This is a genomic window from Micromonospora sp. USAFONa4 (assembly GCF_057197825.1).
In genome coordinates this window covers 2024654-2043691 of the sequence record NZ_CM170072.1, presented here as the reverse complement: position 1 = coordinate 2043691, position 19038 = coordinate 2024654, and the positions used below count along the sequence as shown (strand labels likewise).

Annotated in this window: 21 protein-coding genes; 13 read left to right on the top strand and 8 right to left on the bottom strand. The window is 74.6% G+C overall.

The window, feature by feature from the left end; all coding sequences use genetic code 11:
- Positions 1–14 precede the first annotated feature (14 nt).
- On the top strand, positions 15–551 hold the full coding sequence (locus tag AC0OO9_RS08495; RefSeq protein WP_132239401.1) for a DUF1360 domain-containing protein: 537 nt from the start codon (positions 15–17) through the stop codon (positions 549–551).
- Between the two features lie 56 nt (positions 552–607).
- Here the strand turns inward: AC0OO9_RS08495 and AC0OO9_RS08490 are convergent, their stop codons facing one another.
- The 3 genes from AC0OO9_RS08490 to AC0OO9_RS08480 form a co-directional block, all read right to left on the bottom strand.
- Positions 608–817 (bottom strand): hypothetical protein, encoded by a 210-nt coding sequence (locus AC0OO9_RS08490; RefSeq protein ID WP_132239399.1) that lies wholly within the window; start codon positions 815–817, stop codon positions 608–610.
- 133 nt (positions 818–950) lie between these two features.
- On the bottom strand, positions 951–1199 hold the full coding sequence (locus AC0OO9_RS08485) for a hypothetical protein (protein ID WP_207914538.1): 249 nt from the start codon (positions 1197–1199) through the stop codon (positions 951–953).
- 579 nt (positions 1200–1778) lie between these two features.
- Positions 1779–2876: a 3-deoxy-7-phosphoheptulonate synthase gene (locus tag AC0OO9_RS08480; RefSeq protein WP_132239395.1), complete on the bottom strand. Its 1098-nt coding sequence runs from the start codon at positions 2874–2876 to the stop codon at positions 1779–1781.
- A 449-nt stretch (positions 2877–3325) separates the two neighbouring features.
- Here AC0OO9_RS08480 and AC0OO9_RS08475 point away from each other — a divergent pair, with 449 nt between their 5' ends.
- Positions 3326–3541, top strand: coding sequence for a hypothetical protein (locus AC0OO9_RS08475; RefSeq protein ID WP_101415193.1), 216 nt, complete (start codon positions 3326–3328; stop codon positions 3539–3541).
- On the opposite strand, the gene AC0OO9_RS08470 is transcribed toward AC0OO9_RS08475, so the two are convergent.
- Positions 3508–4248, bottom strand: a complete 741-nt coding sequence (locus AC0OO9_RS08470) for a phosphodiesterase (RefSeq protein WP_484516768.1) — start codon at positions 4246–4248, stop codon at positions 3508–3510. The genes AC0OO9_RS08475 and AC0OO9_RS08470 overlap by 34 nt on opposite strands.
- 89 nt (positions 4249–4337) lie before the next feature.
- Between AC0OO9_RS08470 and AC0OO9_RS08465 the strand changes: the two genes are divergently transcribed.
- The 11 genes from AC0OO9_RS08465 to AC0OO9_RS08415 all read left to right on the top strand — a co-directional run bounded on the left by AC0OO9_RS08465 (position 4338) and on the right by AC0OO9_RS08415 (position 15329).
- A complete protein-coding gene (locus tag AC0OO9_RS08465; RefSeq protein WP_484516767.1) occupies positions 4338–5630 on the top strand; it encodes a M16 family metallopeptidase in 1293 nt (430 codons plus the stop codon).
- Positions 5630–6976, top strand: a complete 1347-nt coding sequence (locus tag AC0OO9_RS08460; RefSeq protein WP_484516765.1) for a M16 family metallopeptidase — start codon at positions 5630–5632, stop codon at positions 6974–6976. Before AC0OO9_RS08465 ends, AC0OO9_RS08460 begins: the two co-directional genes overlap by 1 nt.
- A 257-nt stretch (positions 6977–7233) precedes the next feature.
- Positions 7234–8259, top strand: a complete 1026-nt coding sequence (locus tag AC0OO9_RS08455) for an aspartate-semialdehyde dehydrogenase (protein ID WP_484516763.1) — start codon at positions 7234–7236, stop codon at positions 8257–8259.
- A gap of 156 nt (positions 8260–8415) precedes the next feature.
- Positions 8416–8856, top strand: a complete 441-nt coding sequence (locus AC0OO9_RS08450; RefSeq protein ID WP_484516761.1) for a PPOX class F420-dependent oxidoreductase — start codon at positions 8416–8418, stop codon at positions 8854–8856.
- 77 nt (positions 8857–8933) lie between these two features.
- A complete protein-coding gene (locus AC0OO9_RS08445; RefSeq protein ID WP_088998745.1) occupies positions 8934–9350 on the top strand; it encodes a CBS domain-containing protein in 417 nt (138 codons plus the stop codon).
- Between the two features lie 84 nt (positions 9351–9434).
- Positions 9435–10130, top strand: coding sequence for a hypothetical protein (locus tag AC0OO9_RS08440; RefSeq protein WP_484516759.1), 696 nt, complete (start codon positions 9435–9437; stop codon positions 10128–10130).
- Positions 10131–10251: 121 nt separating this feature from the next.
- Entirely contained in the window at positions 10252–10629 is a 378-nt protein-coding gene (locus tag AC0OO9_RS08435; RefSeq protein ID WP_484516757.1) for an SCP2 sterol-binding domain-containing protein, read from the top strand.
- The gene (locus AC0OO9_RS08430) at positions 10629–12686 is read left to right on the top strand and encodes an amylo-alpha-1,6-glucosidase (RefSeq protein WP_484516755.1); all 2058 of its coding nucleotides are present in this window, start codon (positions 10629–10631) and stop codon (positions 12684–12686) included. The genes AC0OO9_RS08435 and AC0OO9_RS08430 overlap by 1 nt, the downstream gene beginning before the upstream one ends.
- 165 nt (positions 12687–12851) lie before the next feature.
- Positions 12852–13610, top strand: coding sequence for a lysophospholipid acyltransferase family protein (locus tag AC0OO9_RS08425; protein ID WP_421453880.1), 759 nt, complete (start codon positions 12852–12854; stop codon positions 13608–13610).
- A gap of 125 nt (positions 13611–13735) precedes the next feature.
- A complete protein-coding gene (locus AC0OO9_RS08420; RefSeq protein ID WP_484516753.1) occupies positions 13736–14344 on the top strand; it encodes an isochorismatase family protein in 609 nt (202 codons plus the stop codon).
- Positions 14345–14348: 4 nt separating this feature from the next.
- The gene (locus AC0OO9_RS08415) at positions 14349–15329 is read left to right on the top strand and encodes a GlxA family transcriptional regulator (protein ID WP_484516752.1); all 981 of its coding nucleotides are present in this window, start codon (positions 14349–14351) and stop codon (positions 15327–15329) included.
- Here AC0OO9_RS08415 and AC0OO9_RS08410 read toward each other — a convergent pair.
- The 4 genes from AC0OO9_RS08410 to AC0OO9_RS08395 all read right to left on the bottom strand — a co-directional run bounded on the left by AC0OO9_RS08410 (position 15211) and on the right by AC0OO9_RS08395 (position 19028).
- Positions 15211–15933, bottom strand: a complete 723-nt coding sequence (locus tag AC0OO9_RS08410) for a hypothetical protein (protein WP_484516750.1) — start codon at positions 15931–15933, stop codon at positions 15211–15213. The two genes, AC0OO9_RS08415 and AC0OO9_RS08410, sit on opposite strands and share 119 nt — an antisense overlap.
- 74 nt (positions 15934–16007) lie before the next feature.
- The gene (locus AC0OO9_RS08405) at positions 16008–16721 is read right to left on the bottom strand and encodes a response regulator (RefSeq protein ID WP_484516748.1); all 714 of its coding nucleotides are present in this window, start codon (positions 16719–16721) and stop codon (positions 16008–16010) included.
- Positions 16694–17860, bottom strand: a complete 1167-nt coding sequence (locus tag AC0OO9_RS08400; RefSeq protein WP_484516746.1) for a hypothetical protein — start codon at positions 17858–17860, stop codon at positions 16694–16696. Before AC0OO9_RS08400 ends, AC0OO9_RS08405 begins: the two co-directional genes overlap by 28 nt.
- A complete protein-coding gene (locus tag AC0OO9_RS08395; RefSeq protein ID WP_484516744.1) occupies positions 17850–19028 on the bottom strand; it encodes a sensor histidine kinase in 1179 nt (392 codons plus the stop codon). Before AC0OO9_RS08395 ends, AC0OO9_RS08400 begins: the two co-directional genes overlap by 11 nt.
- Positions 19029–19038: the final 10 nt, after the last annotated feature.

The window sequence follows — 19038 nt, the reverse complement described above, 5'->3', positions numbered from 1 at the left end:
ATCGAGGAGACCGGGTGACCGCCCTGAAGGAGAAGGTGGCGCGGCTGCGCCAGGCGTACGCGCCGCACGAACACCGGCCGCTGGGCGGGTACCTGGCGGCGATGGGAACCTACGCCGGGGTGACCGCCGGCATCGCCGGTCTGGTCAGGGCGACCGGCCGACCGGTGCCCGAGCGTCCGGCCCCGGCCGACGTGGTGCTGCTCAGCATCGCCACCCACAAGCTGAGCCGGCTGCTGACGAAGGACGCGGTGACGAGCCCCCTGCGGGCGCCGTTCACCCGGTACGACAAGCCGATCGGCAGCGGCGAGGTGATGGAGCAGGTCCGCGACCAGGGCAGCTCCACCCGGCACGCGATCGGGGAGCTGCTGAGCTGCCCGTTCTGCCTCGCCGTCTGGGTCGCCACCGGGTTCACCGGCGGCCTGGTGCTCGCCCCCCGGCTCACACGCCTGGTGGCGACCGCGCTGACCGCCGTGGCCGCCTCGGACTTCCTCCAGATGGCATACGCGGTGGCCCAGCAGGCCGCCGAGGGCGGCGACCACGACGAGGACTGACGACGTACGACGAAGGGGGCCGGCGCTTGCGCCGGCCCCCTTCGTCGTGGCTGTCCTCAGGTCGGGGTCGTGCCGTGGTCCTGGCCGGCCCAGCCGCGGGAGGCCTCCGGCTCGCGCTCGTCGGCGTCCGCTCCGGTGATGACGTCCCGGTCGACGGCGGTGCGGTCGTGCTCGTTGGCGAAGTCGGGCTCCGGCAGGGTGTCCCGGCCCTCGGGGGGCTGACCGAGCGCCGGCAGCTTCTCGTGCTCTTCCTCGTGGTGGGACATCTCGCTCTCCTCACTGCTCGTCGGCCTCCGGTGCGGAAGGCCGTCCGCCGCCGGGGGACGGGTGGGCGGCGGTCCCACCCCACGACGGGTCGTCACGGCCCGCCGGGGCCGTGCCGGTCCCGGCCGCCGGGCGTCAGGTGACCGAACCGCCGAGCAGGTCGGCCACCTCGTCCACGGCGTACTCGCCCTCGGGCAGGGCGGCCATGCGGGTGAGGAGCTGCGCGGGAAGCTCGGCGGCGACGGCCCGGCGGTAGATGTCCGCCTGACTGATCCGCTCCTGGCCGTGGTAGAGATCCTCGAGGAGGTCGTCGAGGCGCCGGATGTCCGGCTCCTCGATCACGGGCGCGTCCGTCACGGGTGCGTCGTCGGTCACGACGGTCAGCTACCCGCGTCCGAACCGGTGAAACGTCGCCGGGATGGGCCGCGCCGTGCCCGGCCGGGCTGTGCCGGCGCGCTGGGCCGGGTCGCGCCCGCGCCGTGCCAGGTCGACGCGGAGTGGTCACCGGGGCTGTGACGGCGGTCATGGCGCGGGCCGGAACACCGGCAACGGGTTCCCGGTTAGGTCAGGTGTCGGTGTGGCCAGTGTCCCCGGGCCTCACCTAAATTGCCTTCGCGTAATACCGTCCGGCTGGAGCCGCGTCGCGCCACTCGCCGAGAGGCGACCTGCACACCGACATCGGTGCCGCCCCCGAGCCCTAGGGCCCGGGGGCGGCACTGTCCATCTCCACCTCCCGCCCGGCTCCCGCCCGGCTCCCGCCCGGCTCCCGCCCGGCTCCCGCCCGGCTCCCGCCCGGCTCCCGCCCGGCTCCCGCCCGGCTCCCGCCCGGCTCCCGCCCGGCTCCCGCCCGGTTCCCGCCCGCCCCCGTTGATCATGAGGTTGGCGGCAGTGATGAAGATCGACTTCGCCGGTAACCTCATGATCAACGGGGGCGGGGCGGGGCGGGCCCGGTCGGGGTGGGCGTCAGGCGGGGGTGGGGGCCGGGGCGCGGCGGCGGGTGCGGACGGCGGCGGCCAGGTGGCTGAGGACCTCCTCGGTGGTGTCCCAGCCGATGCAGGCGTCGGTGACCGACTGGCCGTACGTCAGCTCGCGGGTCGGGTCGAGGTCCTGACGGCCGGCGAGCAGGAAGCTCTCCAGCATGATCCCGACGATGCCGCGCTGGCCGGCGTCGAGCTGGGCCGCCACGTCGGCGGCCACCCTCGGCTGGTTGCGGTGGTCCTTGCCGCTGTTGGCGTGACTCGCGTCGATCACCACGCGCTCGGGCAGGCCCGCCGCCCGCAGCAGCTCCAGGGCGCCGGCCACCGACTCCGCGTCGTAGTTCGGCCGCCCGCCGCCGCCGCGCAGCACCAGGTGCCCGTCGGCGTTGCCCCGGGTGTGCAGGATCGCCGGCGTGCCGGAGACGTCGATGCCGGGGAAGACGTGCGGTACGCCGGCGGCGCGGATGGCGTCCACGGCGGTGCCGATGCTGCCGTCCGGGCGGTTCTTCATGCCGATCGGCATCGACAGGCCGGAGGCGAGCTGCCGGTGCACCTGGCTCTCCACCGTGCGCGCGCCGATCGCGCCCCACGCCACCGTGTCGGCGATGTACTGCGGGGTGATCGGGTCGAGGAACTCGCAGCCGACGGGGAGCCCCAGGCGCAGCACGTCGAGCAGGAGCGCCCGGGCGGTACGCAGGCCCGTGTTGACGTCGCCGGAACCGTCCAGCCCGGGGTCGTTGATCAGGCCCTTCCAGCCCACCGTCGAGCGCGGCTTCTCGAAGTAGACCCGCATCACCACCAGCAGGTCGTCGGCGACCCGGGCGGCGGCGTCGCGGAGCAGGTGGGCGTACTCCAGGGCGGCGGCCGGGTCGTGCACCGAGCACGGGCCGACCACCACCAGCAGGCGGTCGTCGGCGCCGTCCAGCACCCGGCCGACCGCGCGTCGCCCGGCCAGCACGGCCGAGGCGAGCGTGTCGTCGAGGGGCAGGTCGTGGTGCAGCAGGGCCGGGGTGGTCAGCGGCACGACACGGTCGATCCGCTGATCGCTGACCCGAACGGTCTCCGGGGTCGTCACGGTGGGAATCCTTCCGCCGACCGTGCCCCGGGGCCGGTGCCCGGGTCGAGCCGGCTGCTCGTACGCAAAAGGGCAGGAACGAGAGCTCCTGCCCGGCCGGCTCGAATGTGGTGACGTCAGATCATGGTGAAGTCACCGGCGTGCGAGCCGGCTGCCTAAACCATCGATACGAACGCGTCACGCGGCCCAGCGTACCCGTTTGCGCGGGAAGGTCCACCCGGTCGCCGGGAAAGACCCGCTTCATGTTGGCCTTCATCGATGCGTGCGACGGTAGTTTCACGACACCGGTCGTCGTACACCTGGCACGACGCGCCCGACGGCGGTGCCTGCTCCGTCGCCGGCACCGGCTGGATCCACGTCTCGAACTCCGAGATCCCGAGCACCGGTGAGGCCGGTCGCGATCATCCGGGCGCGATCATGCGGCGTGCCGGAGGCGGCGGCGGGGTATGTGGGCGGTCATGAGTCACGAGCAGAGCGACCAGGAACGAGTGGAGTCCCGCGCACACCTGCTGCCGGAGGAGGCGGCGGCCGGCAGTGACGACCCCCACGCGCAGGCGGAGGCCATCCTCGCCGAGTCCGACCTCCGGGAGGAGGACCGCAACGCCGCCCCCGACACGGTGCTGGAGCGGCGTACCTCCGATCAGACGGTGACCCCCATCGAGCCCCCCGACTGAGCCACGGCCCCCCGGGCCCGTCGCGAGCCCCGGTAGCTGTGCTCCCGCAGCCAGGCGATCGGGCCGACCGCCCGCAGCCCCGGCGGCAGGTTGCCGATCGGGTCGAAGGCCAGCGCCGCGTCCTCCCGGGCGCTGAGCTGGGCACCGAGGCTGACCTGCCCGAACGGACGCCACGGTCCGACGGCGGACGCGACCGCGAGCACCAGGCGCGGCGCGTCCGCCCGGGCCGCGGCGGCCACCTCGGCCAGGCTGCGGCCCAGGCCGGGCGACTCCGGGTCGGCCAGCGCGGCCAGGAAGAGCCGCCGCCGGCCCGCGCGAAACGGCATGATCGTGCTGTACGTCCCCGCGAATCGCCGCCGGGGCAGCGGCAGGTTCCGCAGCAGCGGCGCGGCCCCGCTGGAGCTGACCAGCAGGTCGAACGGCCGGTCACCGTCGCGGTGCAGCCGCACGGCCAGCCCCAGCACGTCCGGCCAGGCTCCCGGCGTGGGCACGCCCTTGGAGAGCCGGACGGTCGCCCGGAAGCGGCCCGGGCCGTCCAGCAGCGGCACCCCGGTCGGCGGTCCCGGCGTACCCCAGACGACGACCTCGCCCGCGAACGAGCGGCCCGCGGGATGCAGCAGGCGGGCCCGGCGCAGCCGGGTCAGGGCGGCGGTCGCGCGGTCGACCGCGACGGCGGCCCGGTCGGTCACGGTGGCGGCAGGCGGCATGCCTCCCCGGTACCCGGCGGCCGGCGGTCGATGCCTCGCCGCGTGCGGCGCGTCCCCTTCCCGCGTACCTGATCGGATAGCGTCGTGCCATGCCCGACAGCGGTTACCCCTGGCCCATCGAGACCACCCGCCTGGACAACGGCCTGCGCGTGGTGGTGAGTGAGGACCGCACCGCCCCGGCGGTCGCGGTGAACCTCTGGTACGACGTCGGTTCCCGCCACGAGCCCGAGGGGCAGACCGGCTTCGCCCACCTCTTCGAGCACCTCATGTTCGAGGGCTCGGTCAACGTGGCGAAGACCGAGCACATGAAGCTGGTGCAGGGCGCGGGCGGCTCGCTCAACGCCACCACCAACCCGGACCGCACCAACTACTTCGAGACCGTCCCCGCCGAGCACCTGGAACTGGCGCTGTGGCTCGAGGCGGACCGGATGGGCGGCCTGGTCCCCGCGCTGACCCAGGAGACGCTGGACAACCAGCGGGACGTGGTCAAGAACGAGCGGCGCCAGCGCTACGACAACGTGCCCTACGGCGACGCCTGGCTGCGGCTGCTGCCGCTGCTCTACCCGCCGGGGCACCCCTACCACCACGCCACGATCGGGTCGATGGCCGACCTGAACGCCGCCGACCTGGCCACCTTCCAGGCGTTCCACCGGACGTACTACGCGCCGAACAACGCGGTGCTCACCGTCGTGGGCGACGCCTCGGCGGCCGAGGTGTTCGCGCTGGCCGACAAGTACTTCGGCGCCATCGCGCCGCGCGCGGAGATCCCGCCCGCCCCGGACGGCCGGACCGTCCCGGCCACCGGCCGACCCGCCGTGGAGACGGTCACCGCCGACGTGCCGGCGCCGCGCGTCTACGTCGCCCACCGCACCCACCCCTTCGGCAGCCCCGGCTACGACGTAATGACGGTGCTCGCCACCGTGCTGGGCAGCGGCCGGGGCAGCCGCCTCTACCAGCGCCTCGCCGACGGCGAGCGGATCGCCCAGCCCGACCTGGTCGGGGCGTACGGGGTGGACCTGGCGCACGCCCCCGCGCCGCTGATCGCCACCGCCACGGCCCGCCCCGGGGTGAGCGCCGAACGGCTGGGCGCCGGGCTGGCCGAGGTGGTCGACGAACTGGCCACGGTCCCGGTCACCACCACCGAACTGGACCGGGCCAAGTCCCTGCTGAGCACCTCGTGGTGGCGGCAGATGTCCACGGTGGACGGCCGGGCGGACACGCTCGGACGCTACGCCACCCAGTTCGGCGACCCGGCGAAGGCCGCGGAGCGGCTGCCGGCCTGGCTCGCGGTGACCGCCGAGCAGATCGCCGAGGCCGCCGCCGAGGTGCTCGCCGCCGACGACCGGGTCACCCTGACCTACCTGCCCGAGGAGAAGCCCTGATGACGCTGATCGCCGACCGTCCCGGGCCCGGTGCCGCCCGCCCGTACCGGTTCCCGCAGGTGGTCCGCCGCACGGTGGCGGGTGGCCAGGTCGTCGCCGCGCACCTGCCCGGGCAGAACCTGGCCGTGGCGCTGCTGCTGCTCGACGCGGGCGCCGTCCGCGAGCCCACCGGCAAGGAAGGGCTCGGCGCGGTGCTCGCCAAGGCCTTGGAGGAGGGGACCGCGCAGCGCGACGCGACGGCGTACGCGCTGGCGATCGAAGGGCTCGGCACCGAGCTGGTGATCGGGCTGGACTGGGACTCCTTCCAGGTCAGCGTGCAGGTGCCGGTGGAGCGGCTGAACGCCGCCGTGGAGCTGCTCGCCGAGGCGGTGCGCACCCCGAAGCTGGACCCGGACGACGTACGGCGGGTCCGCGACGACGAGGCGACCGCGCTGCGGATGGACTGGGCCAGCCCCGGCCCGCGGGCCGACGCGGCGCTGCGCGCGGACCTGTTCGGCGCCGGCAACCGCTGGGGCCGTCCCCTCTACGGCGACCCGGAGTCGGTGGCGGCGCTGGACGTCGAGGACGTCACGGTCTTCCACTCCGAGTGGTTCATCCGCCCCGGCACGCTGGTCGTCGCCGGGGACCTGGACCGGCTGGATCTGGACGCGCTCGGCGCGGCGGCGTTCGCGGGCACCGGCGGCGGGCCGGTCGACCGGGGCGACCCGATCGAGGTGCCGACCCGGCCCGGCCGACGGATCATCCTGGTGGACCGGCCCGGCTCGGTGCAGTCCACGCTGCGGATGGGCCATCCGTCGCCGCACCGCTCCCACCCCGACCACGTGCCGATGACGCTCGCCGGCACGGTGCTCGGCGGAGCGTTCACCTCCCGGCTCAACCACCTGATCCGTGAGGTGCGCGGCTACACGTACGGCATCCGGGGCGACTTCGCCTCGTCCCGCCGGTTCGGCCGGTTCGGGGTCAGCTCCGGGGTGCAGACGGCGGTCACCGCGCCGGCCGTCGTCGAGTCGGTCGGCGAGATCACCCGCACCCGGGAGACCGGGGTGACCGAGGAGGAACTGGCGGTCGCGCGCTCCTGGCGGGCCGGGCAGCTCTCGGTCGAGTTGCAGAGCCCCCGGTCGATCGCCTCCGCGCTGACCACCCTGGTCGTGCACGACCTGCCCGACGACTACCACGCCCGGTTGCGCGAGTCGCTGCTCGCCGCCGACGTGGCGGAGGTCTCCGCGGCGGCCGCCACGTACCTGCGCCCGGAGGACCTCACCATCGTGGTGGAGGGCGACGCCGCGGTGATCCGCGACGAACTCGTCGCCACCGGCCTGGGCGAGCTGGTCGACCACGCCTCCTGACCGGCCCGGGGCGGTGTGACATGGGTCGCGCCGCCCCGGTCGGCTCGGGTGGCCCGTCCGGGGCGGCCGGCGTGGATGCTCCGGCGGGTCGCCCCGCCGGCTGACGATCCTCCCGTCCCACCGGCCCCTCCGGCGACGTCGTTGCGTCCCGGCGCGTCCCGGGGTGACCACGGCCACCGCCGGGCGGGAGCGCCGCCGGCCCCGGTGGGTGGGAAAGCGTTCCCGGTCGGGTCGCCGGGCTGGGTAGCCTCGCGGGCATGAGGATCGGCATTGTGGGGGCCACCGGCCAGGTCGGTGGCGTGATGCGGCAGGTGCTGGCGGAGCGGGAGTTCCCGGCGGAGCAGGTGCGGTTGTTCGCCTCGGCGCGGTCGGCCGGGCGCACCCTGCCCTGGCGGGACGGCGAGGTGACCGTGGAGGACGCGGCCACCGCCGACTACTCCGGGCTCGACATCGTGCTCTTCTCCGCCGGCAAGGGCAGCGCCAAGGAACTCGCGCCCCGGGTCGCCGCCGCCGGCGCCGTCGTCATCGACAACTCCTCGGCGTTCCGCATGGACCCGGAGGTGCCGCTGGTCGTCGCCGAGGTCAACCCGCACGCCGCCGCCGTACGCCCCAAGGGGATCATCGCCAACCCGAACTGCACGACGATGGCCGCGATGCCCGTGCTGCGCCCGCTGCACGCCGAGGCGGAGCTGGTCAGCCTGGTCGTCTCGACGTACCAGGCGGTCTCCGGCGCCGGCCTGGCCGGCGTCGCCGAGCTCGACGAGCAGGTCCGCAAGGTCGCCGAGCACGCCAGCGGCCTCGCCTTCGACGGCGCGGCCGTGGAGTTCCCGGCCCCCCGCTCGTTCGCCCGGCCGATCGCGTTCAACGTGCTCCCGCTCGCCGGCTCGATCGTCGACGACGGCAGCTTCGAGACCGACGAGGAGCAGAAGCTGCGCAACGAGAGCCGCCGCATCCTGGAGATCCCCGGGCTGCGCGTCTCCGGCACCTGCGTGCGGGTGCCCGTGTTCACCGGCCACTCGCTCCAGATCAACGCCCGGTTCGCCCGCCCGATCAGCCCGCAGCGGGCCCGCGAGCTGCTCGACGGCGCCCCCGGCGTGGCGCTCGCGGACGTGCCGACCCCGTTGCAGGCCGCCGGCCAGGACCCGACCTTCGTCGGGCGGATCCGCGCCGACGAGACCGTCGAGCACGGCCTCGCCCTGTTCTGCTCCAACGACAACCTGCGCAAGGGCGCCGCGCTCAACGCGGTGCAGCTCGCCGAGCTGGTCGCCGCCGAGCGCCGCTGACCGACGCGCTGCGTGGGCCTCCGCCGGCATCGGCGGGGGCCCGTCGCGTCTCCCGGTGCGGCCCGCCGCGTCGGCGCACGGCGGGCACACGGGCGCGGGCGGGGCGTGCGCCGTGGTTCGATGGGTACGCCGTGACAGGTCGAGCGGGAGGTTGCCGTGGCGGACGACGAGACCCAGCGGGCGTTGACGGAGCTGATCGCCGGCCACCGGCTGGGGGTGCTGGCCACGCTCAAGCGGGACGGTCGCCCGCAGCTCTCCACAGTCATCTACGCCTTCGACAGCGGCTCGGCCCTGATCCGCGTCTCGGTGACCGACGGCCGGGCCAAGACCGCCAACCTGCGCCGGGACCCGCGCGCCTCCTTCCACGTCGCCAGCGACGACGGCTGGGCGTACGCGGTCGCGGAGGGGCGCGCCGAGCTGACGCCGGTGGCCGCCGACCCGGACGACGCGACCGTGGCGGAGCTGGTCGACCTCTACCGGGCGATCCAGGGGGAACATCCGGACTGGGACGACTACCGGCGGGCGATGGTCGCCGAGGGGCGCCTCGTGCTCCGGCTGCACGTCGAGCGCCTCTACGGCCTCCCGCCGCGGGCCTGACCCGGGCCGGTGGTCGCGGGCGTTACCCCGTGCGGTCGGCGGGTAGACGGCGGTGCCGACACCGAGAGGGGAGCACCATGACAACGGTCGGAGAGTTCATGACGACCCGGTTGGTGACGATGGACGGCAACGACACGCTGACCGCCGCGGCGCAGGAGATGCGCGACAGCGCCATCGGCGACGTGGTGGTGACCGACGGCGACGACGTCATCGGCATCGTGACGGACCGGGACATCACGGTCCGGGGCGTGGCCGAGAACATGGACCCGAACTCGACCCCGCTCAACCGGATCACCAGCAAGGACGTGATCACGGTCAGCCAGTACGACGACGCGGTCGCCGCCGCCGACCTGATGCGGACCTACGCCGTACGCCGGTTGCCGGTCATCGACGACGGGCGGCTGGTCGGCCTGGTCTCGATGGGTGACCTCGCCGTGGAGCGGGAACCGCAGTCGGTGCTCGCCGACATCAGCGCCGACGAACCGAACAACTGACCGTACGCGTCGGCGCGCCGGCTCCCCCGAGGTGGGAGCCGGCGCGCCGGCCCTCGGCTGGACCGCCGGAACTATGATCATGGCGTGCCCGTAGAGCCCCCCGCACCAGGCCGGATCACGCCGACCGGCTGGCGTGCCGACGTCCGACCCACCCTGCCGCCGAGCGGACCCGTGCCGGTGGCGGGAGCGTGGTCGGCCGGCAGGTCGACGGCGATGACGGTGCTGCTGGTCCTGTTCGGCCTGGCCGTGGTCGGGGTGAACACCGCCATCGCGTACGTGGCGGTCGGCGCGACGGCTGTCCCGATCGTCACCGGGCTGCTCCTCTGCCTGGTGTTCGTGCTCGCCGTACGTCTGCTGCACCGGGCCGCGTGGCTGGCGTTCCTGGCAATGGGGCCGGCCCTGTTCGTCCTCGTGGGCTCGGTGCAGCTCGCCCCGGAGGCGGTGCTGGAGGCGCGCGGCGTCCGCCAGGAGGTGACGATCGTCGACGTGTCGGTCGTCGGCAAGCGGCATGCCTTCACGCTCCAGGGCGCCGACGGGCGCCTCGACGAGCCCCTGGTCCACCAGGGCAGCAACCCCAGCTACCGGGTCGGCGACCGGCTCGCCGTGCTCACCGATCCGGACGGGGTGGTGGAACTCGAGGCCGCCGACCGCGTCGACTCCCGCGGCATGGTCGGGGCACTGCTCTTCGGCGGTGCCGGCTGGGCCTTCATCGCACTGCTCGCCGGGTGGCGCGGCCACGTCCGCCGCCGGCACGACCGCCACGACACCCTCCTGATCTAGCCCGTCCCGCGGAAGGGCCACCCCGTCGGGCGGGCGACTCACCCGGTCTGGGCGAGGTTGGCCCGGCACCGGACGGGGACCCCGGGCAGGGACATTGCCCGACGGGGGAGGAGAAGACCCGATGGTGGACGCGACGACGAGGTTCTTCGAGGACCTCGACCGGCGGGGGTACGACCCCCTGCTGGCGAAGTCCTCCGGGACCCTGCGCCTGGACCTGCACGAGGGGGCGCACACGACGCACTGGCTGCTGCGGATCGACCGCGGGCGGCTCCAGGTCAGCCAGGAGGACCAGGATGCCGACACGGTGGTCGGGACCAGCCCCGAACTCTTCGAGGAGATCGCCGCGGGCCGCGAGCACGGGGTGGCCGCGCTGCTGCGGGGGGACATGACCGTGAGCGGGGACCTGCGGCTGGTGGTGCAGATCGAGCGGCTCTTCCCCAGCCATCCGGACACCCGTGGACCGCGTCGGCACTTCGAGGCCCGTCAGGAGGTGCGGTGATGGCGCAGAACACGATCCGGATCCTGGACGGCAGCACCTTCGTGGTGTCGGAGGACACCGGGGACATCGAGGCGACGCCGAGCGAGCCGACCGGGTTCTTCGCCCTGGACACCCGCTTCCTGTCGACGTGGGTGCTGACCATCAACGGGGACCGGCTCACCCCCCTGTCGTACGACGACCTGCAGTACTACGAGGCCCGCTTCTTCCTGGTGCCGGGGATGGCGACGCACTACATCGACGCGAAGCTGTCGATCGTCCGGGAGCGGGCGGTGGGAGGCAGTTTCCGGGAGACGATCACCATCCTCAACCACGACGAGAAGCCGATCGACCTGGAGATCAGGATGGAGGCGGCGTCCGACTTCGCCGACCTGTTCCAGGTCAAGGACGAGATCCTCAACAAGAAGGGCGAGATCTACACGGAGGTCGAGCCCGACCGGCTGCGCCTGGGCTACCGGCGGGGCAACTTCATCCGGGAGACGCTCATCTCCGCGTCCCCGGCTCCGCGCTACGACCGTAAGGGCTTCGCCTACTCGATCCACCTCCAGCCCAACGAGCAGTGGGAATCCGAGATCGACGTCAAGACCATGGCGATCTCCCCGGGCGGGCGGGACCTGCGGATGGGGCTGCGGGCGCACACCACAGAGCGGCTCGCCCTCCAGCAGGACCTCGAGGAGTGGATCGCCAGGGCCCCCAAGGTCAACAGCCAGCACGACCGGGTCGCCTCGACGTACCGGCGCAGCCTGATCGACCTGGCCGCGCTGCGCTTCTCGCCGCTCTCCCTCGGCGGGGCGACGCTGCCGGCCGCCGGCCTGCCCTGGTTCATGACCATGTTCGGGCGGGACAGCATCCTGACCTGCCTGCAGACGCTGCCGTTCACACCGGAGCTGTCGAAGACCACGCTGCGGATCCTGGCCTCGCTCCAGGGCACCCGGTTCGACGACTTCCGGGACGAGGACCCGGGCCGGATCCTGCACGAGATGCGGTACGGCGAGACCGCCGCCTTCGAGGAACAGCCGCACTCGCCGTACTACGGGTCGGTGGACGCGACCCCGCTGTTCCTGGTGCTGCTCGACGAGTACGAGAAGTGGAGCGGGGACGTCGAGCTGGTCAGGGAGCTGGAGCGGGAGTGCCGGGCCGCGCTGGAGTGGATCGACGACTACGCCGACCTGGTCGGCAGCGGCTACATCTGGTATGAGCGGCGCAACACCGACACCGGCCTGGAGAACCAGTGCTGGAAGGACTCCTGGGACTCCATCTCCTACCGGGACGGCACGCTGCCGCCGTTCCCCCGGGCCACCTGCGAGGTGCAGGGGTACGCGTACGACGCGAAGCTGCGGGCCGCCCGCCTGGCGCGCGAGTTCTGGGGTGACCCGGACTTCGCCGACCGGTTGGAGCGGGAGGCGGCGGCGCTGAAGGAGCGGTTCAACCGGGACTTCTGGGTGGCCGACGGCGAGTACTACGCCCTCGCCCTGGACCCGGACGGCCGCCAGTGCGACGTGCTCAGCTCCAACATCGGTCACCTGCTGTGGAGCGGCATCGTCGACGACGACCGGGCCGAGAAGATCGCCGAGCACCTGGTCGGGCCCCGGCTCTTCACCGGCTGGGGGGTGCGGACGCTGGCCGAGGGCGAGGTCCGCTACAACCCGATCGGCTACCACAACGGCACGATCTGGCCGTTCGACAACTCCTTCATCGCCTGGGGCCTGCGCCGGTACGGCTTCGCCGAGGAGGCGGCGGTCATCGCCAACGGCATCCTCGACGCGGCCACCTACTTCGAGGGCCGGCTGCCGGAGGCGTTCGGGGGCTACCCCCGCGAGCTGACCAAGTTCCCGGTGGAGTACCCGACCGCGTGCAGCCCGCAGGCCTGGTCGACCGGCACGCCGCTGCTGCTGTTGCGGACGATGCTCGGCCTGGAGCCGCACGAGGGGCACCTCGCGGTGGAGCCCCGGCTGCCGATCGGGATGGGCCGGATCGAGGTGCTGGACATCCCGGGCCGGTGGGGCCGCGTCGACGCGTTCGCCCGGGGCCGCCTCGACCTGCACCGCCTCGGCGACTAGCAGGAGTTCCGGCTCCCGTGGGAGGCCGGCGGCGACCGGGCGGACCGGGGTGCCGCCGGCCGGCCGCCGCGACCGCGGGGGCCGGCGCGGGCGGGCGGGCACCGGCCGGCGTGGTGAACCCGGCGGGCCGGCGTGGGGCTCAGCCTGGCAGGGTAAGTTCGCGCCATGCCGGAACTCGTGTACCCGCCCGTGATCGCCGCCGCCAAGACGATGTTCCGGGTCCTCGACCTGAAGATCACCATTGAGGGCGCCCACCACGTGCCGCGTACGGGCGGGGCGGTGCTGGCCAGCAACCACGTCAGCTACCTCGACTTCATCTTCTGCGGGCTGGGCGCGAACCCCGCGAAGCGGCTGGTGCGGTTCATGGCCAAGAAGTCCGTCTTCACGCACAAGGTGTCCGGCCCGCTGATGCGGGGCATGCGGCACATCCCGGTGGACCGGCGGGCGGGCGCCGGGTCGTACGCGACGGCGGTCAGCGCGTTGAAGCGCGGTGAGGTGGTCGGGGTCTTCCCGGAGGCGACGATCAGCCGGTCGTTCACGGTCAAGTCGCTCAAGAGCGGGACGACCCGGATGGCGACCGAGGCCGGTGTACCGGTGCTGCCGGTGGCGCTCTGGGGCACCCAACGGCTCTGGACCAAGGGCCGGCCGCGCACCCTCTCCCGCCGGCACACCCCGATCACCATCCTGGTCGGCGAGCCGATGGACCCGGCGGCCTACCCGGACGCCAACGCGATGACCGTCGACCTGAAGGAGCGGCTGACGGCGCTTGTCGACCGGGCCCAGCGGGAGTACCCCGACGCCCCCGCCGGCCCCGACGACACCTGGTGGCTCCCGGCGCACCTGGGCGGCACCGCGCCCACCCTGGAGGAGGCCGCCGACCTGGAGGTCCGCCGCAAGGCCGCCGCGGTCGACCCCGACGCCTGAGCGGGGCCCCCGATCGACCCGATGCCCGAGGGAGGTCCCCCGGGCATCGGGGGCGGCCGGATCGTTCCGCAGCGGGGCGGGATGGTGCCTGCCGCGCCGGCGCGTCCCCGGCGAGGATTCAACCCATGAGCAGAGCAGCACTCGTCGTCATCGACGTGCAGGAGTCCTTCCGCCGCCGCCCGATCTGGGCGTACGCCTCCAACCCCGACATCGTCGGCCGGGTCGACCGGCTCGTCGCCGCCGCCCGGGGACGCGGCGACTTGGTCGTCTGGGTCCTGCACGCCGAGCCGGGCACCGGCGGGGTCTTCGACCCGGCCAACGGGCACGTCCGCCTGATCGAGGGGCTCGCGCCCGCCCCGGGCGAACCGACGCTGGTGAAGACGTCGCACAACGCCTTCACCACCACCAACCTCCAGCAGGTGCTGACGACCGCGGGCGTCCGCGGGATCACCGTCTGCGGCATCCGTACGGAGCAGTGCGTCGAGACCACCGCCCGGGTCGGCTGCGACCTCGGCTACGAGGTGACCTTCGTGACGGACGCGACGGTCACCTTCCCGACCCCGCACCGGGACCTGCCGGCCACGGCCACGCCGGAGGAGATCCTCGCCGACCCGCGCACCCTGTCGAGCGAGGAGATGACCGCCCGCACCGAGTACGCCCTCGCCGGCCGCTTCGCCACCATCCGCAGCGTGGCCGAACTGACCGGCGCGGCCCCCGCCGGCGCGCGGGCCTGAGCCGATGGCCCGGGTCGTCTTCCTGCTCGTCCCGCAGCTGCACCTGCTGGACCTCGCCGGCCCGGCCCAGGTCTTCTCCACCGCCGCCGACCTCGGGTACGACTACCGGCTGCACTACGTCGCCGACCGGGAGATCGTGCCGACCGTGCAGGGCGTACCGCTGGTGGCCGGCCTCCGGTGGCCCGAGCTGACCCGCGACGACCTGGTGGTCGTACCCGGATGGCGGCTGCGCGCGCACGGCCCGCAGGGGCCGGTCGGGCCGGACGACCTGCGGCGGCTGGCCGACCACCACGCCGGCGGCGGCACCGTCGCCAGCGTCTGCGCCGGCGCGTACGCCCTCGGCCGGGCCGGCCTGCTCGACGGACGCCGCTGCACCACCCACCACGACGTGCAGGACGAGCTGGCCCGCCGGTTCCCGTCGGCGCGGGTGGTCCGCGACGTGCTCTACGTGGTCGACGAGCGGGTGGTCACCTCCGCCGGCATCGCCAGCGGCATCGACGTGGCACTGCACCTGGTGGCCACCCGGCACGGGCCGGCGGTGGCGGCCCGGATCGCCCGCGCCCTGGTCCTGCACTCCCGGCGCAACGGTCACGAGCCGCAGGCCGGCGCCATGTTGCGGCACCGGTCCCACCTCTCCGACGCCGTGCACCGGGTGCAGGACCTGATCGACCGCCGGTTCGCCGAGCCGCTGCCGCTGGCCGACCTCGCCGCCGTCGGCGGGGTGGCCGAGCGGACGCTGACCCGGCTGTTCCGGCGGGCCACCGGGCTGACCCCGCTCGGCTACCAGCAGCTGCTGCGGGTGGAACGCGCCGAGCACCTCATCGGGCACGGTGCCACCGTGGAGGGGGCCGCCCGTAACGTCGGCTTCACCGATGCCCGGATGCTGCGCCGGCTGCGGGCCCGTGCCACCCGCGATCGAAGCGTCCCGGCCGGTAGTAGTCGTCCCGGGAGTGGAACTCGACCGGCAGCGACCCGGGCAGGGTGATCCGGGTCTCGCCAGCGCCCGGCCCGCCCCCGGCCCGCACCGCCAACACGTCCCGCTCGGGCGGCGACAGGTCCACCAGCTCGGGATGGGCCAGCCGGAACCCGGCCACCGCCCGGCGCACCTGGCGGGCCAGCCCGGTGATCTCCCCGGCGGGGCCGGTGAAACCGAGGGCCGGCTGCTGGATGGTGCGCAGCGCGTCGCAGACCACCAGCAGGCGGGCCTGTGCTCCGGGCCCCGCCAGCAGCTCCAGCCGGGACGGCCACTGCCAGCGGATCTGACCGCTGATCAGACCCGGCAGCCGGACGCCCCGGCGGTGCCGCGCGCCGTCGCCGACGCCGTCGACCAGGGCGAGCTGCGGACTGCCGCCGGCGTACGCGATCCGCCGGTCGGTGACGGTGACCGCCACCGGCTCGGGCAGCGTCCACCGCCGCCGTGCCTCGGTCGGGCCGAGCAGATGCCCCGACGCGTGCAGCCGGTGCCGGGCGAGCACCCGCTCACCGGCCTCGACGACCAGCTCGTGCCGCCGGTCCAGCGCCGGGGCCAGGTCGTCGTCCGCGTCGAAGCGGTGCGGGGCGATGAAGAAGGGGGACGCGTCATCGTGCATCGTCATGACCTCCGGTGCCGACGGCATCTCACCATGAGCGTCGCCGACCCCCGGGCCGGCTGTCATGACGCCCGTTAGGGGGTCGGCCGGTCGTAGGAAGCCTGTGACCGATAGATGCCGATCTCCTCCGGCCGGACTAGGCCGTCCTCGATCGCCCGGGCGAGCAGCGCCGCCTTGGTGGCGGCCGGCCGCCCCGCTCGGGTGTACTTGATCCGCGCCCGGTCGACGTACTGCTTGACGGTGTGCTCGCTGATCCGCATCCGACGGGCCACCGACGCCTTCGACATCGACTGGAACCACAGCAGCAGCGCCTCGCGTTCCTTGTCGGACAGGGCGGGCCGGTCCGGGCGGGGGTCACCCACGATCGCCCCGGCGAGCGCTGGCGGCACGTACGGGCGGTCGCTGGCGGCGGCCAGCACGGTGGCCACGCAGTGTTCCCGCCCCTCGTGCTTGGCCAGGAACGCGACCGCCCCGGCGTCCAGGGCGGCGAGGATCGTCTGCGGGTCGGTATGTTCCGAGTAGACCACCACCCGCCGGCCGGCCGCGCTCAGCTCGGCGAGCTTGTCCAGGGCCATCCGCCCGTGCAGCCGCAGGTCGAGCAGGACCACGTCGGCGTCGGGGGCGGCCCGCAGCACGGCGTCCGGGTCGTCGCCGGTCGCCAGCACCGTCAGCCGGGGCTCGGCGGCCAGCCAGACGCGGACCCCCTCGATCACGACCGGGTGGTCGTCGACGATCGCCACGCCGACCGGCCGATCGGCGGTCACCCCCGCCACCGCGTCTGCGCCCATCTGATCTCCCCGTCCCGCTCGTAGAGGTACTCCACCCGCCCGTCGTCGCCCGGCGGTCCAGCGGTGTCGGGACCGGCCCGGTCGGGCGTGACCAGGCTGACCACCACCTCGTCGGGCCCGGCGACCACGGTCAGCCGGGCCCAGCCCCGGGCGTCGGCCAGGAGCGCGGTGAGCGGATCGGCCAGCCGGCGGCGCACCTGCACCGGCAGCGGCGGCGGGTCGCCGATCGTCACCAGGTCGATCGGCAGCCCGTTGCGGTCCGCCAGGTCGGCGGTGGCCCGCAGCTCGTGCAGCAGCGGGTCGGGCACGTCGTCGGACTCGGCGATGAGCCGGCGCAGCCGGGCGGCGGCCAGCACCGCCCGCCGCTGCACGTCCGGGTCGGCCGGGTCCGCCCGCCCGTCGGCCAGCTCCGCGAGCACCTCCTCGGCGGCGCCGCTGACAAGCGTCAGGCGGGCGCGCCGCTCCTGCCGGGCCCGTTCGGCGGCGTCCCGCTCGGCCGCCGCCGCGTGGGCGTCCGCCGCCGCGCCGGCCCGCTGCCGGGCCAGCCTCGCGATCGCCGTGCCGCCCACGAAGACCGCCACCTGAAGGGTCGACGTGGCGTAGACGGACATGGCGTACCGGGCCAGGTCGGCGGGGGCGGTCGCGCCGTGGCCGAGCACCCCGGCCAGCGCGATCAGCGCGTGCACGCCCAGCGCCGCGATCAGCCCGTGGGCCCGTCGCCCCCACAGCACCATGACGAAGAACCAGCCGAGCGTGCCCCACACCCAGTTCGCGGCGGTGAAGAGGTGCCGCTCACCGGCCGCCGTGACAACCACCGCGTCGACCACCAGCAGCAGCGCGGCCAGCGGCCAGGCCGGCAGGGCGGCGCCGCGCAGCAGCCGGAGGCCGGCCAGCACCCCGACCGCCGCCACGAGCAGCCAGCCGGCGAGGACGACCGCCGGCGCGGCCAGCTCCGCCCACGCGCCCAGCACCGCGGGCAGCGCGATCGCCGTGTGCCAGGCCAGCGCGATGACCACCGTCACGATCCGGGCGCCGCCGTCGGAGGCGGCGGCCACCGCCGCCGCCGGGTCCACCGGGGACCGGCCCTCGTCCGGCGTACGCGCCGCCGGCACCAGGGCGGTCGTCGTCTCAGTCGACACCGGACCACTCCAACCGGATCCGGGTACCGGCGCCGGGGCGCGAGTCGATCCGGGCGCGCCCGCCGACGGAGGACATCCGGCCGCTCACCGACTCGCGTAGCCCGTACCGGTGCGCGGGAACGGCCGCCGGGTCGAAACCCGGACCGTCGTCGGCGAGCTCGACCACGACGGTGCCGGCGACCCGGCTCAGCCGCAGCGCGGCGGACGCGCCCGGCGCGTGCCGGACCACGTTGGACAGCGCCGCATACGTGCTCTCCGCGAGCGCCTCCGCGACCGGGGCGGGCACGACGCACGGCGCCAGCTCGGTGGTGACCAGCAGCTCGGGCAGCCGGTCGCGCACCGCCCGCAGCCGTCCGTCGAGCGGCACCGCCCCCTCCTCGGGCGCGGACCGCGCGTCGGCCAGCGCGGTGAGGGTACGCAGGTCGGCGGCGCACCGCTCGCGCAGCGCGGCGGACGGGCCGGCGACCGCGCCCAGCCCCACCATCGTCAGGGTGGCCAGCACCGTGTCGTGCAGGTCCCGGTTCTGCCGCCGCTCCGCGTCCCGCGCGGTCCGGGCGACCAGCGACTCCCGGGTGAGCCGCTGGTGCGCCACGAAGGCGTCGTCGGCCCGGCCGATCCGCCGCCGCATGATGGCGGTGATCAGCGCGCCGCAGGCCGTCTGCACCAGCAGCGTCACCGCGTGCGCGACGGCCTCGTCGGGCTGGCCGGCGGCGTGCGCGCCGGTCGCGTACGCCGCCGTGACCAGCAGCCCGGCCGGAACAGACCAGCCGATGGGAGCGTTGGCCTGCGCGTTGAGGACCGTGGTGCTGGCCAGCACCGCGATCCAGCTCACCTCGCCGGGGAGCACCTCCGGGGCGACCAGCACCGGCATCGCCAGGCAGGCGGCGGCGGTCAGCGCCACGTCGCCGAGCACCATCGGGCGACCGATGCCGTGGCGCAGCGCGCGGAACGCGTACCAGACCGACCAGCCGGTCAGGGCCGCGACGGCCGGAAACAGCAGCGCCGGTTCGACGGGCGCGGTGCGCACCGACAGGGCGACCACCGCGCCGGCCAGGCCGCAGGCCAGGCGCAGCAACGCCGGCAAACGGGTGAAGATGAGGGTGAACGCGCCACCGGCCGGGTTGTCCAGCGCGGTCGGCGACGTGGTCGGGGCGGCAACGGCCGGCATCGGGAAAGTG